Consider the following 15,693-nt stretch of genomic DNA (forward strand, 5'->3'; position numbering starts at 1 on the left):
GATCTGTGACCGACTGGTTAAGCGTCCGTCTGGTCGATTTCGCCCTGATTTCCGCGCCCCGTGCCTGCCCTCCTGGCCCGCCCCCTCGCTCTCCTGCCCCCCTCGCCCTACTGGCCCACGCGGCCGGGCTGGAGCGTCCTGGTGAAGAGCACGCCGCCTCCCTGGCGCCGCAACCGCACCGTGAGCTCCCCGGAGCCGCCGTCGATCTCGACCTCCCCGTAGTACGGGGGGTTCTCGGACGGCGACATGTTCGCGAACGGGGCCGACTGCACGAACTCCGTCCGGGGACCGAACGTCGGGTCCAGCTTCCCGGCCGGGAATCCGCCCGCACCGATCGGGCCGGAGACGAACTCCCAGAACGGTGCGAAGTCGCCGAACGCGGCCCGCTCGGGGGCGTAGTGGTTCGCAGCCGTGTAGTGGACGTCCGCGGTCAGCCACAGGGTGCCCGTGATGCGCTGGTGCTTGATGTGGCGCAGGAGTTCGGCGATCTGGAGCTCACGGCCCAGCGGCGCGCCCGGGTCGCCCTGGGCCACGGCCTCGAAGTTCACGGCACCGTCGGCGACGACGATCCCGAGCGGCATGTCGGCCGCGATGACCTTCCAGGCGGCGCGGGAGCGCGACAGCTCGCGCTTGAGCCAGGCGAGCTGCTCCGTGCCCAGGATGCCGATCGGGTCGTCCGTCTGGCGGCCGGGGGAGTTGGCGTTGCGGTGGGTGCGCATGTCGAGCACGAAGACGTCGAGGAGCGGGCCGTACCGCATCACCCGGTACATCCGGCCCTCGGCGCGGCCGCCGCGGAGGTCGGTGACGGGGAAGTACTCGCCGAAGGCCCGGCGGGCGCGGGAGGCGAGGGCATCGACGTCCCGGACGGTGTAGCGGGGGTCCTCCAGCAGCTGGCCGGGGTACCAGTTGTTGCGCACCTCGTGGTCGTCCCACTGGGCGAGGACCGGCACCTGGGCGTTGAAGTCGCGCAGGTTGCGGTCGAGCAGGTTGTAGCGGAAGTTGCCGCGGAACTCGTCCAGGGTCTCGGCGACCTTCGACTTCTCCACGGTGGTGACGTTGCGCCAGATCCCGCCGTCGCGCAGCGGGACGGAGGCCTGGATCGGCCCGTCGGCGTACACGGTGTCCCCGCTGAAGAGGAAGAAGTCGGGGTCGCGCAGCCGCATTTCGTCGAAGACGCGGTAGCCGCCGAGGTCGGGGTTGATGCCCCAGCCCTGGCCCGCCAGGTCCCCGGACCAGACGAAGCGCACGTTCCGGCGGCGCGAGACGGGAGTGGTCCGGAACGAGCCCTGCACGGGCCGGCTGCAGCGGCGCGGGTCGTCCGGGTCGGCCAGGACGACGCGGTAGTGGATCTGCTGCCCCGGGGGCAGGTCGCGCAGGGTCACGGTCCCGGTGCAGTCGGTGCCGGGGGCGAGGTAGGGGCCGCCGTGATGGCGGACCCCGTAGCGGAAGGACTCGCTCGGGGAGGTGTGGACGTGCATCCGCGCCGGGCGGTCGGAGCGCGTCCAGACGGTGGCCGAATGGGCGGTGATCTCACCGGACTGGACGCCCCACGGCGCGCTCGGGCGGCCCGAGCGGGTGAAGGCCGGGGCGGCGGCCGGTCCGGCGGAGCCCAGGGGTGAACCGGCGGTGGCGGTGGACACGGCGAACGCCCGCGTGCCGGCCGCGCCGGACAGGGCAAGGCCCACCGGAACGGCGAGCGAACCGCCGAGCAGGGACCGTCGGGTGTACGGCATGGGTGCCATCGGAGCGTCTCCAGGGCCGGCCGGGGAAGGGTCGGACCAGTGTGCCGAGGCACCCCGGCCCGCCCGCGTCGCACACGCGAACCCCGGATGAACAGCCGCCGGACGGTCATCCCGCCCCGGTGTCCGCCGCCTTCCGCACCGTGTCCAGGACCACCCGCGCCACCAGCGCCGGGTCGTCGTTCATCGGGACGTGGCCGCAGCCGGGCAGCCGTACCAGCCGGGCATCGGGCACGACGTGCTTGGCCCGCACCCCCTGGCGGGGCAGCAGCAGCCGGTCGCGGGATCCCCAGGCGATGGTGACCGGCAGGCCGGGGACGTCCTCGGTGAACCGTACGGAGCGGCCCGCCGCCAGGGTCTCCTCGAAGCCCGTCGCCTCGCGCAGGGCGACGGTCTCGGCGACCACTGCCTCGGGCGAACGGCGGGCCGGGCGCGCGTAGATGGTGCCGGTGAGGGCGGTCCGCCCGGCGGCGCTGTGCGAGAGCCGCTCCAGGGTGGACAGCGGCAGGGCCAGCGCGCCGACGCGCATCGCGCGCAGGGTCGCGAAGGCGTACCTGCGCTCGGCCTCGGTCCAGAAGCCGGCGGGGGAGAGCGCGGTGACCGTACGGGCCAGGCTGCTGCGGCCCATCTCCAGCGCGAGGAGGCCGCCGAGCGAGTTGCCGACGACGTGCGGGCGTTCGGCGCCGAGGGCCGCGCAGAGCGAGCCGAGGGCGGAGGCGACGGTGCCGAGGTCGTACGGGACCCCGTGGGGCAGGGGCTCCGAGATGCCGAAGCCGGGCAGGTCGACGGCGATGACGTCGTGTTCGGCGGCCAGGATGTCGGTCACCGGGTGCCAGGCCTGGAGGTGGTGGCCTATGCCGTGCAGCAGGAGGAGCGGTTCGCCGGAGCCCCTGCGCTCGTAGGCGACCGTGGCCGTGCGCGGGCCCAGCGGCGAGTCGATCGGGAAGGAGACCGTGGCGGTCATGCTGCTCCTCGTCGGGTGGACGCGTGTGAGACAGGCTGTCAGTAATCGCTATGGTCATGATTACCGTCCGGTAGGCCTTGACTACAAGCCTGTGGCGCGTGTCGGAGCAGCGGAGTCCGGATCGCCTCACCTCGCATTGCATGCCCTTGTGGGTGGCACGAACATCGTATGAACGGCTTGATCCGTATGCCCGATGTGCCCGGTAAAGAGGTGAGGATTGGTCTTGACCAAGGTCCCGCACCGACCCTATGGTCGCAGGGATAGTGCAGGAACCTTTAATAAACAAAGGCGCGTAACTGCCGCTGGAACACGGCGATTGCAGCGATGGCAGGAGGAGTCAGGGTGGGGACCACGCAGCTGGAAACGGTGCCGGAGCCGAAGTACTGGCACCTGAAGACCGTCCTGAGCGAGGCGCTCGACCAGGACTTCGCCGTGGGTGAGGTCCTCCCGAACGAGCGGGAGCTCGCCGCCCGCTTCGGCGTGGCGCGCGCGACCCTGCGCCAGGCGCTGGAGCAGCTCGAACTGGAAGGCCGCCTGCAGCGCCGCCGCGGAGTCGGCACCACCGTCGCCCCGCCCCGGGTCGGCGTCGCCGTCGGAACCCCCCGCCACAGCTGGCCCGGCGAAGCCGCCGACGGCTGGGAGGTCGTCGACGCCGTCGACGCGCCGGTGCCCGCCGCCGCCCTGAAGCTGCTGGGCGGCTCCGCCGACCAGCCCGTCCACACCGTGCGCCGCACCCGGGTCACCCAGGGCCAGGCCGTCGCGGCCGAGCTGCTGTACGTGCCCGCCGCCTCCGTGCCCGGCCTGTCCGCCATCGACGCGCCGGCCGGGGCCGCCCGCGCCCGCGCAGTGCTGCGCGAGCTCCAGCGGCTCGCCCTCGACGGCCAGGACCGCTCGGTCGAGCTGGGCTCGGCCCGCGCCGACGACGCCAAGGAGCTGGACCGCCTGCCCGGAGCCCCGGTGCTGGTGGTCACCACCCGCTACTTCACCGCCGCGGGCACGGCGGCCGTATCGGTCGCCACGTACCGCGCGGACACCTGCCGCCTCACGTTCGGCGACTCGGGCGACGTGGAGATAGCGCACGAGGCCCGCGCCGCCTCCTGACCCGAGGCGCGCACCTCCCGCGCGCCGCCCCGCACCCGACGGCCCCCGTCCCGGCACCCGCCGGGACGGGGGCCGTACGCGTACGGCCGGACACGTGTGCACGGGGCCTCGCGGGTACGGGCCCGCCGTGTACCGCCGTCTACGGCCGTGTAGGAAGTGCTGTTCAGCGGCGGCGGCGCGAGGTGACCGTCTTCTCCACGGCGAAGAGCTCCTCCTCCACCTGGTCCAGCGCCAGCCGGAGCGCTCCGGTGGCCACCGCCGCCTCGCCGAGCAGGGACTGGGCCACCCGCGGGGGACGCAGGCAGTAGCGCTCCAGCTCCCGGCGCAGCGGGTCCAGTACACCGTCCAGGCCGGCCGCCCAGCCGCCGACCACCACCAGCTCCGGGTCCATCGCCAGGACCAGGGCCGCCACGTCGTGGACCAGGCGCTGGATGAATCGTTGCACCGCGGCCACGGCCCGCTCGTCCCCCCGCTCGGCCATCGCGAAGACGTCCGCCACCGCCTGCTCGTCCAGCGGGTGCAGCGGCTCGCCGGTGGTCGACAGCAGCCGCTCGGGCGTCGCCTCGCGGCCCAGCAGATGGAGCGCGCCGATCTCGCCGGCGGCCCCGCCGAACCCGCGGTGCAGCCGGCCGCCGATCAGCGAGCCGGCCCCCGGGCTGAGCCCGGCCATCACGAACACCATGTCGTCGGCGTCCTGCGCGGCGCCCTTCCAGTGCTCGGCGAGGGCCGCCGCGTTGGCGTCGTTCTCCACCTGGACCGGGCAGCGGAAGGACCGCCGCAGCCGGTCCCCGAGTGGCAGCCCGGTCCAGCCCGGCAGCGCCGTGCCCAGGCGCACCGTGCCGTCCGCCTCCACGATCCCGGGGCTGCCGACGCCGACGGCCCGCAGCGAGTCCCGCGGTACGCCCGCCCGGCGCAGCAGATCGGCCACCGCGGCCCGTACGCGCTCCAGCCGCTCGTCGGCGGTCGCGGTCTCGGCGACGTCCTTGGTGCCGGCGCCGATCACCCGCCCGTCCAGCCCGGACAGCAGCACCGCGATCCGGTGGGAGCCGATCTCTATGCCGAGCAGGTGTCCGGCCTCGGCGCGGAAGCGGAAGCGGCGGGCGGGCCGGCCCTGGCGGCGGGCGCCCTCCGCGGCATCCGCCTCGACGACGAGCCCGGTGCCGATCAGCCCCTCCACGACGCCCTCGACGGTCGGCCGGGACAGCCCCGTCGCCCGGGTGAGGTCGGTGAGCGTCGGCGACTGGGCGGCGCGCAGCGCGCGCAGCACCACGGCCGAGTTGATCCGCCGGAGCAGAGAAGGATCTCCGCCGGTCAGCTGCCCCAACGTCTGTCCTCCCAGCTGGCGAGCCTGTCTGCCGGATGGTACTGCGCCCCAGGTCAGACGGCGAGAACCGGCCCCGCCGTCGGACGTCGGCCTCCCCGTCACGCAGGGGAGCCGTATCCGGATGCAGGCCTTCCCGTCACGCCGGGGAGACGAACCCCGACTCGTACGCGGTGATCACCGCCTGGGTCCGGTCCCGGGCCCCCAGCTTGCTCAGGATGGCGCTCACGTGCGACTTCACGGTCTCGGCCCCGACGATCAGCTCGCGGGCGATCTCCATATTGGTCAGCCCGCGCGTCATCAGCCGCAGCACCGCCTCCTCGCGCTCGGTCAGCGCGGCCCGCTCCAGGACCGCGCGCGCCGCCCGGTTCCCGTACTCCGCGGCCAGGGACCGGACGGCCGCGGGGAAGAGCAGGGTGTCGCCCTCGGCCACCAGCCGGACCGCGTGCACGATCTCCGACGGGCGGGCCCGCTTCAGCAGGAACCCGTCCGCCCCGGCCCGCAGCGCCTGGTACACGTACTCGTCGTTCTCGAAGGTGGTCACCACCAGGATCTTCGGCGGCGCCTCCACGCTGCGCAGCACCGCCCGGGTCGCCTCTATCCCGTCCAGCAGCGGCATGCGCACGTCCATCGCCACCACGTCCGGCCGGAGCTGCCGCACGAGCGGGACGACGGAGGCTCCGTCGGCCGCTTCGCCCACCACCTCGATGTCGGGCTGGGAGTCAAGGACCGCGCGCAGACCCGCGCGCACCAGGGGTTCGTCGTCGACGAGAAGTACGGTAACCGGCACCCCGTCAGCGTATTCGGTCCAGCGGAAGCCGCGCGCGCACCCTCCAGTTGCCCTCGAACGGTCCGGTCTCCGCCTCCCCGCCCAGCAGTGCGGCCCGCTCCCGCATCCCGCGCAGCCCGGTCCCGCTCCCGGACATGAACGCCAACCGTGTCGGCAGCGGGTTCGTGACCTCCAGGTCCAGGCTGTCGGCGGACATCTCGACCCGGACCCGGACCGGTACCGGACCGCAGTGCCGCAGCACATTGGTCAGCGCCTCCTGCAGGATCCGGTAACCCTCCCGGGTGACCGGGCCCGGCAACTTCTCCAGTGCCCCGGACAGTTGGGCGTCGACCTCGGCCCCGGACGCGCGGGCGGACTCCAGCAGCCGGTCCGCCTCCGCGAGCGTCGGCCGCTGCGAAGGCTGCTGCGACGACTCCCGCAGCACGATCAGGACACGCTCCAGATCCTCCAGTGCCGCCCGGCCGATGTCCTCGATCGCGGCCAGCGCCCGCTCGGTGAACTCCGGATCACCCGCGGCCCTCGCCGCCCCCGCCTGCACCACGGCCACCGTCAGCGCATGCCCGATCGAGTCGTGCAACTCGCGTGCGATCCGCGCCCGTTCCAGCAACTGCTCGGTCCGCGCCTCCAGCTCGCTGACCCGTTCGGCGGCCGAAGGCCCCAGCAGCCGGCGCGCGATGGCGGTGATCAGCTCGCCCAGGCCGACCACCAGCGCGAGCAGTACGACCAGCGGAAGCGGAGCGAGCAGCGCGGCCGCCCAGGCCGGAGGAACCACGGGCAGCATCGCGTCGGATCCCGGCGCCGCGCCGGACGCGGCGATGACCAGCTCCGTGGTGAAGATCAGGAGCCACGACGACAGCAGTGTCGCGATCGCGGAGAGGACGAGCCGGATCTCCACCCACAGCAGCGTCCGCCACCGGTCCACCCACAGCGTCGACCTGGCGGTGCTGATACCGCTCCCGGCCGGGTCCTCCCCCGGCGTGAGCAGGAACCGCGCCTGTATTCCCTCCGCCTGCCGCATCCACGGCATCAGAGCCACGGGCACGGCGAGCAGCAGCGGGACCCACGGGGCCTTGGGCGCGATGAAGAGCCACAGCGCCTCGGCCAGGATGGGCATGCACAGGTGCAACCAGCGTGAATACGTGACCGGTTGGCGCACGGCACGGAGAAGTCGGTACATGCCCTCATGGTCGCAGCGCCCGCGCCGGTCCCGTCTCCCCCGCACGGGGGAGACGGGACCCCCGCACGGGGGAGGGAACGGGGTGGGGCCGACGGCGAACCTTGAGCCATGAACAGCATCGAGATCCGAGAACTGACGAAGGACTACGGCGCCACCCGTGCCGTGGACCACCTCACCTTCACCGTGCGGCCGGGCCTGGTCACCGGGTTCCTCGGCCCCAACGGCGCCGGGAAGTCCACCACGATGCGCCTGCTGCTGGGACTGGACCGGGCCACCTCGGGCACCGCCACCATCGGCGGCCGGCGGTTCGTCGACTCTCCCGCACCGCTGCGGCAGGTCGGCGCCCTCCTGGACGCCCAGGCCGCCCACGGCGGCCGGACCGCCCGGGACCACCTGCGCATCCTCGCCGCGACCAACCGGATCCCGGCCTCCAGGGTGGAGGAGGTCCTGGAGCGGACCGGGATGGCCTCGGCGGCCGGGCGCCGGATCAAGACCTTCTCCCTGGGCATGCGCCAGCGGCTCGGCATCGCAGCCGCGCTCCTCGGCGATCCCGGGGTGCTCCTCCTGGACGAGCCCACGAACGGGCTCGACCCCGAGGGCATCATCTGGATCCGCGGCCTGATGCGGGAACTCGCCGCCCAGGGGCGGACGGTCCTGGTCTCCAGCCACCTGATGTCCGAGACGGCCGCACTGGCCGACCACCTGATCGTCATGGGCAAGGGCAAGCTGCTGGCCGACAGCCCGGTGGAGGACTTCATCGACGCCCGCAGCACCCCGAGGGTACGGCTGCGCACCTCGGACCCGTCGCGGATGCGGGCGATGCTGGCCCGCGAAGGCTTCGAGATGGCGACCGCCGACCAGGGGCACTGGACCGTCGAGGGCATCCAGGCCGAGCGGCTCGGCATCATGGCCGCCCGCGAGGGCATCCCCGTGCTCGGACTCACCGACGAGCGGGCCTCGCTGGAGCAGGCCTACCTCGACCTCACCGCCGGCCACGCCCGCCACTCGGCGACCCGCTGACCTTCCACCCCACCGACCCCGTCAAGGAGGCGTCCACCATGAGTTCCGTGCTGCCCACCGTCCCCGTCCTGCACTCGGAATGGCTGAAGATACGATCCCTGCGCGGCACCGTGGGCTCACTCGCCGCCGTCCTCGCCGCCACTGCCGGCATCCAGGCACTCGTCTCCGCGACGGTCGGCCAGGCCGAAGCGGACAACCTGGGCGGCGACCCGCTGTTCTGGGCGTTCTACGGCATCAACTTCGGCCAAGTGGCGGCCATCGCGTTCGGCGCGACCGCCGTGTCCGCGGAGTTCCACCAGGGCGGGCTGCGCACCTCGCTCACCGCGGTGCCGAACCGGACCCGCCTGTACCTGTCGAAGATCGCCGTGGTGGCCGGGCTCATGTTCGTGGTCGGGCAGCTCACCGGGCTCGCCACGTTCCTCGGGGGCCAGGCGCTCATGGGGTCGTACGCCCTGGACCTGGGCGCCCCCGGCACCTACCGGGCGGTCGTCGGCTCCGGCCTCTACCTCATGCTGATGGCGTTGTTCGCCGCCGGCCTCACGGCGGTCCTGCGCAGCGCGGCGGTCGTGCTGAGCCTGCTCATACCCTTCGTGCTGATCGCCTCGTTCGTCATCGGCGCCGCTGCTTCGAGCGTCGGCCGGTACCTGCCCGACCAGGCCGGGCAGGTGGTCCTGCACCAGCAGGCGACCGGCAGCCTCGGCCCCTGGAGCGGCCTCGCTGTGACGGCGCTGTGGGCGGCGGCCGCGCTGGGCCTCGGCTGGCTGTCGCTGCGTCGCAGGGACGCGTGACGCCGGGCCAATTGTCAGTGGCCCCCGGGATACTGACGCCATGACCACGGCACAGCATCTCGAGACCATCGACCGGCTCCTGACGCGTGACTTCCCCGAGGCCCGGGGGAGGACCGAGGTGGGCACGAGCGGGCCTGGCTACCACCTCGCCGAGCTGGGTGGCAGCCGGTGGTACGGCGACGAGGACGCCGCCGACCGCGCCGAGTGCGAGGAGCAGGTGTCGGCCGAGTACGGTGCGCTGGTGCACCGGCTGGAGGAGCGCTGGGGGCCGCCCGCCATGTTCAGCCTCGACAGCCTGCGGTTGCGGGAAGGCGGGGATGAGCCTGCGCAGCCGTGGTCGGAGATCGCCGCCACCACCGACCACCTGCACCTGTGGCGGGCCGGGGACCGCTGGGTGGCCGTCTACGCCGCGGCCTGGGGGGCCGACCACTCGCCGCAGCTGATGGCCGCGGTCACCGTGATCGACCCGCCCTAGGCGTCCGGCCGTTCCCCGGGTGCGGCCTCGGCTGCGGATTCGGCGGCCGCGCGGAGGCGGGCGTACTCCCGGGCCATGGTTTCCGCGGTCCAGTGGGCGTTGAGACCGCTGGGGTTGGGGAGGGCCCAGATGCGGGTGGAGCCGATGGTCCGCTCCTGCGGGCCTATGGCGGCACGCCTCTCGCCGAAGGCCGTGCGGTAGGCCGTGACGCCGGCGACGGCCAGCCAGTGGGGGCGCAGGCGCTCCACCTTGGCCCTCAGGATGCGGCCGCCCTCGATCAGCTCCTCCGTGCTCAGCTCGTCGGCGCGGGCCGTGGCGCGGGCGGCGACGTTGGTGATGCCGAGCCGGTAGGTCAGCAGCTCCTCCTGCTCCGCCGGGGCCAGGCGGCGGGGCGTGAAGCCGGCCAGGTGCAGGACGGGCCAGAAGCGGTTGCCGGGACGGGCGAAGTGGTGCCCCGTCGCGGCGGAGAGGAGACTCGGGTTGATTCCGCAGAACAGCACGCGCAGACCGCCCGCGACCACGTCGGGGACGACGCGGTCGCGGGCGGCTTCGAGATCCGCGCGGGTCAGAGGATCGACCCCGGCGCGTACCCGGCGGCCTCCGGGTACTGCTTGGCGATCGCCTCGATGCGGGAGACCACCGCCGAGACCTGGCTGCCGGCGGCGCCCGTGAAGGACAGCTTGTCGGCCATCAGGGCGTCGAGCTGCGCCCGGTCCAGCGGCATCCGCTCGTCCGCGGCCAGCTTGTCCAGCAGCTCGTTGCGCTCGGCACCCTGCTCGCGCATCGCGAGCGCGGAGGCCACCGCGTGCTCCTTGATGATCTCGTGGGCGACCTCGCGGCCGACGCCGGACCGCACCGCGCCCATCAGGACCTTGGTGGTCGCGAGGAACGGCAGGTAGCGGTCGAGTTCGCGGGCCACGACGGCCGGGAAGGCGCCGAACTCGTCGAGGACCGTCAGGAAGGTCTCCAGCAGGCCGTCGAAGGCGAAGAACGCGTCCGGCAGCGCCACGCGGCGGACCACGGAGCAGGAGACGTCGCCCTCGTTCCACTGGTCGCCGGCCAGCTCGCCGGTCATCGAGGCGTAGCCGCGGAGGATGACCATGAGGCCGTTCACACGCTCGCAGGAGCGGGTGTTCATCTTGTGCGGCATCGCGGAGGAGCCGACCTGGCCCGGCTTGAAGCCCTCGGTGACGAGCTCGTGGCCGGCCATCAGGCGGATCGTCTTCGCGATGGACGACGGGGAGGCGGCCAGCTGCACCAGGGCGGTGACCACGTCGTAGTCGAGCGAGCGCGGGTAGACCTGGCCGACGGAGGTGAAGGCCTGGCCGAAGCCGAGGTGGTCGGCGATGCGCTGCTCCAGGTCGGCGAGCTTGGCGGCGTCGCCGCCGAGCAGGTCGAGCATGTCCTGGGCGGTGCCGACCGGGCCCTTGATCCCGCGCAGCGGGTAGCGGCCGAGCAGGTCCTCCAGGCGGTCGAAGGCGACCAGCAGCTCGTCGGCGGCGGTGGCGAAGCGCTTGCCGAGGGTGGTCGCCTGCGCGGCGACGTTGTGGGAGCGGCCGGCCATGACCAGCTCGGCGTGCTCGCCGGCGAGCTTGCCGAGGCGGGCGAGGACGGCGACCGTGCGGTTGCGGGCCAGCTCCAGGGAGAGCCGGATCTGCAGCTGCTCGACGTTCTCGGTGAGGTCGCGGGAGGTCATGCCCTTGTGGACGTGCTCGTGGCCGGCGAGGGCGTTGAACTCCTCGATGCGGGCCTTCACGTCGTGCCGGGTGACCTTCTCGCGCTCGGCGATGGAGGCGAGGTCGACGGTTTCCAGGACGCGCTCGTAGTCGGCGAGGGCGGCGTCCGGGACCTCGATGCCGAGGTCCTTCTGGGCGCGCAGCACGGCGAGCCACAGCCGCCGCTCCAGCGTCACCTTGTACTCGGGGGACCACAGGACGGCGAGCTCCGGGGAAGCGTAGCGGCCGGCCAGGACATTGGGGATGCGGGGCTTGGCTGTCACGTGTAGGGATTCTACTGGGGCCGATGCTGTGCGATTGCGCAGGTCGGGCGCCCGCCCCGGATTGTGCCTTGCTACGAGAGCCGCTCGCCCGCGGAGGCCTCGTACGGCAGCAGCTCCGGCCGCTTGGCCGGGCGGCCGTCACCGGAGGAGCGGCCGGTCAGCCGGCGGCCGATCCACGGCAGCAGGTGCTCCCGGGCGAAGCTCAGGTCCCGGGAGCGGCGCACGCCCCAGCCCGGCTGTTCGGCGGGCGGCAGCGCGGCGCGCCAGTCCTCTTCCGCCGGCAGTCCGAGAGTCTGCCAGACGGCCTCGGCCACCCGCCGGTGGCCCTCGCGTGTCAGGTGCAGCCGGTCCACGTCCCACAGGCGGGGGTCGCCGAGCACGGCGGCCCCGTACAGGTCGACCACCAGGGCGCCGTGCCGGGCGGCGAGCTCCTCGACGATGCCGAAGAGCTCTTCCATCCGGGGTCGGAAGCGCTCCATCACCGGGCCGTGGCGCCCCGGCGAGCGCATCAGCACCAGCGTCTTGCAGGAGGGGGCCAGCAGGCCGACGGCCTCCTCCAGGTGGCCGCGGACCCGGCCCATGTCGACCTTGGGCCGCAGGGCGTCGTTCAGCCCGCCCACCAGTGTCACCACGTCGGCGCGCATCGCCGCCGCCACCGGTGCCTGGTCCGTGGCGATCTGCCCGATCAGCTTTCCGCGGACCGCGAGGTTCGCGTAGCGGAAGTCCGGCTCGCGCGCGGCGAGCCGGGCCGCCAGCAGGTCGGCCCAGCCCCGGTAGGAGCCGTCCGGCAGCAGGTCGGACATGCCCTCGGTGAAGGAGTCGCCGACCGCGACGAAACTGGTGTAAGACGCATTCATCTTCATGGCGCAGCGATGCTACCGCGCGGTACGGATCATGTGGAGGCCGGGCGCCCGAACAGCTCGCGCAGCACGTCCTCCATCGTTACCAGCCCCGCCATCGTCCCGTCCGGGCCGAGGACCGCCGCCAGGTGCGTCCGGCTGCGCCGCATCGCGGTCAGCACGTCGTCCAGCGGGGTCTCCGCCCGCACCTGCGCGATCGGCCGCAGCGCCGGCACCGGGAACGGCTCCTCCCGCTCCGGCCCGTCCGCGTCCAGGGCGTCCTTGACGTGCAGGTACCCCAGGATCCTGGACTGCGGGTCGACCACCGGGAAGCGGGAGTACCCGGACGAGGCCGACAGCTGCTCCAGTTCCGACGGCGTGATGCCCACCCGGGCCGCGACGACCCGGTCCGCGGGCAGCACCACGTCGGTGACCGGCCGCCGGCCCAGCTCCAGGGCGTCGTACAGGCGCTCGCTCGCCCGGTCGTCGATGAGCCCCGCCGCGCTGGAGTCCTTCACGATCCGCGCGAGCTCGTCGTCGGAGAACGTCGCGGAGACCTCGCCCTTCACCTCGACCCGCAGCAGCCGCAGCAGCAGGTTGGCGAAGGCGTTCACCGCGAAGATCACCGGGCGCAGCGCCCGGGTGGCCGCGACCAGCGGCGGGCCGAGGAGCAGCGCGGTGCGCACCGGCTCGGACAGGGCCACGTTCTTCGGCACCATCTCGCCGAAGAGCATGTGCAGGTACGTCGCGAGCGTCAGCGCCACCACGAACGAGATGATGTGCGTCAGCCCTGACGGCACGCCGACGAGGTCGAACAGCGGGGTCAGCAGGTGGGCGATGGCCGGCTCGGCCACCACGCCCAGCACCAGGGTGCACAGGGTGATGCCCAGCTGCGCCGCCGCCATCAGGGCGGAGACGTGCTCCAGGCCCCACAGCACGGAGCGGGCCCGCCGGTCGCCCTGTTCGGCGTACGGCTCGATCTGGCTGCGCCGGACCGAGATCAGCGCGAACTCCGCGCCGACGAAGAAGGCGTTGACGACGAGGGTCGCCAGGCCGATCAGCAGTTGCAGCACGGTCATCGGTCGGCCTCCCCACCGGGCTCGTGCCCGGGAGCGGCCGGAGCGCGCAGCAGTACGCGCGCGGCGCGCCGCCCGCCGGCATCGACCACGTCGAGCTGCCAGCCCTCCAGCTCCAGGCTGTCGCCGGCGGCCGGGATCCTGCCCAGCTCGGTCGCTATCAGCCCGGCGAGGGTCTCGTAGGGGCCGTCGGGGACGCGCAGCCCGATCTGCCGGAGCTGGTCGGTCCGCGCGGCGCCGTCGGCGGCGTAGAGCTGCCGCCCGGAGGTGTCCGTGCCGGCCGGGGCCAGGTCCGGGGTTTCGAGCGGGTCGTGCTCGTCGTGCACCTCGCCGACGACCTCCTCCATGATGTCCTCCAGCGTGGCGACGCCGGCGGTGCCGCCGTACTCGTCGATCACGACGGCCATGGTCTGCTTGCCGGAGAGCCGGTCCAGCAGCCGGTCCACGGTGAGCGACTCCGGTACGAACAGCGGCGGGCGCAGCAGCTGCGCGACGGGGTGGCGGTGCCGGGCCTCGGCCGGCAGGGCGAGGACGTCCTTGATGTGGACGGTGCCGACGACGGTGTCGAGGCTCCCCCGGTACACCGGGAACCGCGACAGGCCGGTCGCCAGGGTCGCGTTGGCCACGTCCCCCGCGGTGGTCCGCACGTCGAGCGCGGTGACCTGGACGCGCGGGGTCATGACGTTCTCCGCGGTCAGGTCCGCGAGGTTGAGGGTCCGGACGAAGCGCTCGGCGGCTTCCCGCTCCAGGGCGCCGGCCTTGGCCGAGTGCCGGGCCAGGGCCACCAGTTCCTGCGGGGAGCGCGCGGAGGCGAGCTCCTCGGCCGGCTCCAGGCCGAGCCGGCGGACCAGGTGGTTCGCGGTGCGGTTCAGATGGCTGATGAACGGGCGGAACGCCCGGGTGAAGACCCGCTGCATGGTCGCCACCCGCTTGGCGATGGCCAGCGGGGAGGAGATCGCCCAGTTCTTGGGCACCAGCTCGCCGACGACCATCAGGACGACGGTCGACAGCACGGTGCCGAGGACCAGCGCGGTCGAGGAGGCGGCAGAGGCCGACAGGCCGATGGCCTCGAAGGGGCCCTGGAGCAGGGCGGCGATCGACGGCTTGGCGATCATGCCGATGATCAGGCCGGTCACGGTGATGCCGAGCTGGGCGCCGGACAGCTGGAAGGTCAGGCTGCGCACGGCGGCCAGGGCGCTCTCGGCACCGCGCTCACCGCGCTCGGCAGCCTGTTCGAGCTCGCTGCGCTCGACGGTGGTCAGGGAGAACTCGGCCGCGACGAACACCCCGCAGGCAAGGCAGAGCAGCAGCGCCACGACGAGCAGGAGCACTTCGGTCATCGATCCCTCACCTCCGTCCCATGGTCAGTCAGGAGGAGGGGCAGCGCGCGATGTCGCACGGCGCGGTGCCGGATACGGCGGTGTGGGTTACTGGGAGGCTCGTCCATGGGCGGACGCTCACACCTTTCACGGGATCTCGTCGGAGTGCAGCCGGATGCCCACCATGGTAAAGGAAAGGCAAAGTGACAGCGTCATCCTTTCGGCGGAGTGATCGCCGGATCCGACGGCGCCGGGGACGGCGCGCCGCCGCGATGGCGCAACGCGGAGCGCCCCGTCCGGGGACGGGGCGCTCGGTGTCGCGGCATGGCATGGCCTGCCGGGGCGGACGGGCCTGCCGGGGCTACAGGGCCGGCCAGGCGGCCAGGAAGGACGGCGCCGACCACGCGCCCCACAGCGAGGGGTCCAGCCAGGCCGGGGCCGCGGCCCGGAACTCCTCCGGGGCCAGTGCTCCGGAGCCCTCCGGCACCGCGCCCAGCAGCGGCAGCCCGGACGAGGAGGGCAGGTCCGCCAGGTTGCAGCGGCAGGCCAGGTCGGGGTCGGCGGGCCAGCTGCCGATGACCACGCCGAGGGCGGTCAGCTGCCGGGCCCGCAGTGCCTCGGCCGTCAGGGTCGTGGAGTTCAGCGTTCCGAGGGCCGCGGGGGCGACCACCAGGACGGGGGCGTCCATCAGCCGTGCCGCGTCGGCGAGGGTGTGCCCCGCCTCGTCGAAGCGGACCAGGAGGCCGCCTGCCCCCTCCACCAGGACGAGGTCGTGGGAGGCGGCGAGCTTCTCCGCGGCCTCCGCGATCCCGCCCGGGGAGAGCATCGGCAGCCCCGCCCGGCGCGCCGCCGTGTCCGGGGCCAGCGGCTCCGGATAGCGGGCCAGCTCCACGGCGGTGACGGACGGCCCGGCCAGGCGGACCGCATCGGCGGCGTCCCCCGGCACGCCCGGCTCCAGCCCGGTCTGCGCGGGCTTGAGCACCGCCACCGACCGCCCGGCGGCCGCGGCGCAGGCCGCGATCGCCGAGGTGACGACGGTCTTGCCGATCTCCGTGCCCGTTCCGGACACCACGATCACGGACACC

The 15,693-nt window shown here is 73.4% G+C and carries 15 protein-coding genes; 4 read left to right on the forward strand and 11 right to left on the reverse strand.

Annotated elements, in window-relative coordinates; translation table 11 throughout:
- Positions 1-107: 107 nt before the first annotated feature.
- Entirely contained in the window at positions 108-1,742 is a 1,635-nt protein-coding gene (locus ACIQUT_RS08380) for an alkaline phosphatase D family protein (RefSeq protein ID WP_403560756.1), read from the reverse strand.
- Between the two features lie 106 nt (positions 1,743-1,848).
- Entirely contained in the window at positions 1,849-2,703 is an 855-nt protein-coding gene (locus tag ACIQUT_RS08385) for an alpha/beta fold hydrolase (RefSeq protein WP_403560758.1), read from the reverse strand.
- A 342-nt stretch (positions 2,704-3,045) separates the two neighbouring features.
- Between ACIQUT_RS08385 and ACIQUT_RS08390 the strand changes: the two genes are divergently transcribed.
- The gene (locus ACIQUT_RS08390) at positions 3,046-3,804 is read left to right on the forward strand and encodes a GntR family transcriptional regulator (protein ID WP_403560759.1); all 759 of its coding nucleotides are present in this window, start codon (positions 3,046-3,048) and stop codon (positions 3,802-3,804) included.
- Between the two features lie 163 nt (positions 3,805-3,967).
- On the opposite strand, the gene ACIQUT_RS08395 is transcribed toward ACIQUT_RS08390, so the two are convergent.
- The 3 genes from ACIQUT_RS08395 to ACIQUT_RS08405 all read right to left on the reverse strand — a co-directional run bounded on the left by ACIQUT_RS08395 (position 3,968) and on the right by ACIQUT_RS08405 (position 7,092).
- Positions 3,968-5,128 (reverse strand): ROK family transcriptional regulator, encoded by a 1,161-nt coding sequence (locus ACIQUT_RS08395; protein WP_403560761.1) that lies wholly within the window; start codon positions 5,126-5,128, stop codon positions 3,968-3,970.
- Positions 5,129-5,264: 136 nt separating this feature from the next.
- Entirely contained in the window at positions 5,265-5,915 is a 651-nt protein-coding gene (locus tag ACIQUT_RS08400; protein WP_403560763.1) for a response regulator, read from the reverse strand.
- A 4-nt stretch (positions 5,916-5,919) separates the two neighbouring features.
- Complete coding sequence (locus ACIQUT_RS08405) at positions 5,920-7,092, reverse strand: sensor histidine kinase (protein ID WP_403560765.1); 1,173 nt, start codon at positions 7,090-7,092, stop codon at positions 5,920-5,922.
- Between the two features lie 108 nt (positions 7,093-7,200).
- Between ACIQUT_RS08405 and ACIQUT_RS08410 the strand changes: the two genes are divergently transcribed.
- Genes ACIQUT_RS08410 through ACIQUT_RS08420 form a run of 3 tightly spaced genes read left to right on the forward strand, consistent with a single transcriptional unit; the run spans position 7,201 to position 9,375 of the window.
- Positions 7,201-8,112 (forward strand): ABC transporter ATP-binding protein, encoded by a 912-nt coding sequence (locus ACIQUT_RS08410; RefSeq protein WP_403560767.1) that lies wholly within the window; start codon positions 7,201-7,203, stop codon positions 8,110-8,112.
- Positions 8,113-8,150: 38 nt separating this feature from the next.
- The gene (locus ACIQUT_RS08415; RefSeq protein ID WP_403560769.1) at positions 8,151-8,900 is read left to right on the forward strand and encodes an ABC transporter permease; all 750 of its coding nucleotides are present in this window, start codon (positions 8,151-8,153) and stop codon (positions 8,898-8,900) included.
- A 40-nt stretch (positions 8,901-8,940) separates the two neighbouring features.
- Positions 8,941-9,375 carry a hypothetical protein gene (locus tag ACIQUT_RS08420; RefSeq protein ID WP_403560771.1) on the forward strand — a complete coding sequence of 145 codons (435 nt, stop codon included), beginning with the start codon at positions 8,941-8,943 and terminating at the stop codon, positions 9,373-9,375.
- Here ACIQUT_RS08420 and mug read toward each other — a convergent pair.
- The 6 genes from mug to bioD form a co-directional block, all read right to left on the reverse strand.
- The gene (gene mug, locus ACIQUT_RS08425; protein ID WP_403561637.1) at positions 9,372-9,944 is read right to left on the reverse strand and encodes a G/U mismatch-specific DNA glycosylase; all 573 of its coding nucleotides are present in this window, start codon (positions 9,942-9,944) and stop codon (positions 9,372-9,374) included. The genes ACIQUT_RS08420 and mug overlap by 4 nt on opposite strands.
- Complete coding sequence (purB, locus tag ACIQUT_RS08430; RefSeq protein WP_403560773.1) at positions 9,941-11,374, reverse strand: adenylosuccinate lyase; 1,434 nt, start codon at positions 11,372-11,374, stop codon at positions 9,941-9,943. The genes mug and purB overlap by 4 nt, the downstream gene beginning before the upstream one ends.
- Before the next feature lie 71 nt (positions 11,375-11,445).
- Positions 11,446-12,237: an SGNH/GDSL hydrolase family protein gene (locus tag ACIQUT_RS08435; protein WP_403560775.1), complete on the reverse strand. Its 792-nt coding sequence runs from the start codon at positions 12,235-12,237 to the stop codon at positions 11,446-11,448.
- Between the two features lie 29 nt (positions 12,238-12,266).
- Positions 12,267-13,292: a hemolysin family protein gene (locus ACIQUT_RS08440; protein ID WP_403560777.1), complete on the reverse strand. Its 1,026-nt coding sequence runs from the start codon at positions 13,290-13,292 to the stop codon at positions 12,267-12,269.
- Complete coding sequence (locus ACIQUT_RS08445; RefSeq protein ID WP_403560779.1) at positions 13,289-14,629, reverse strand: hemolysin family protein; 1,341 nt, start codon at positions 14,627-14,629, stop codon at positions 13,289-13,291. The genes ACIQUT_RS08440 and ACIQUT_RS08445 overlap by 4 nt, the downstream gene beginning before the upstream one ends.
- 340 nt (positions 14,630-14,969) lie before the next feature.
- Positions 14,970-15,692, reverse strand: a complete 723-nt coding sequence (bioD, locus tag ACIQUT_RS08450; RefSeq protein WP_403560781.1) for a dethiobiotin synthase — start codon at positions 15,690-15,692, stop codon at positions 14,970-14,972.
- Position 15,693: the final 1 nt, after the last annotated feature.

This window comes from Streptomyces sp. NPDC090445 (genome assembly GCF_044769385.1).
GTDB lineage: Bacteria > Actinomycetota > Actinomycetes > Streptomycetales > Streptomycetaceae > Streptomyces.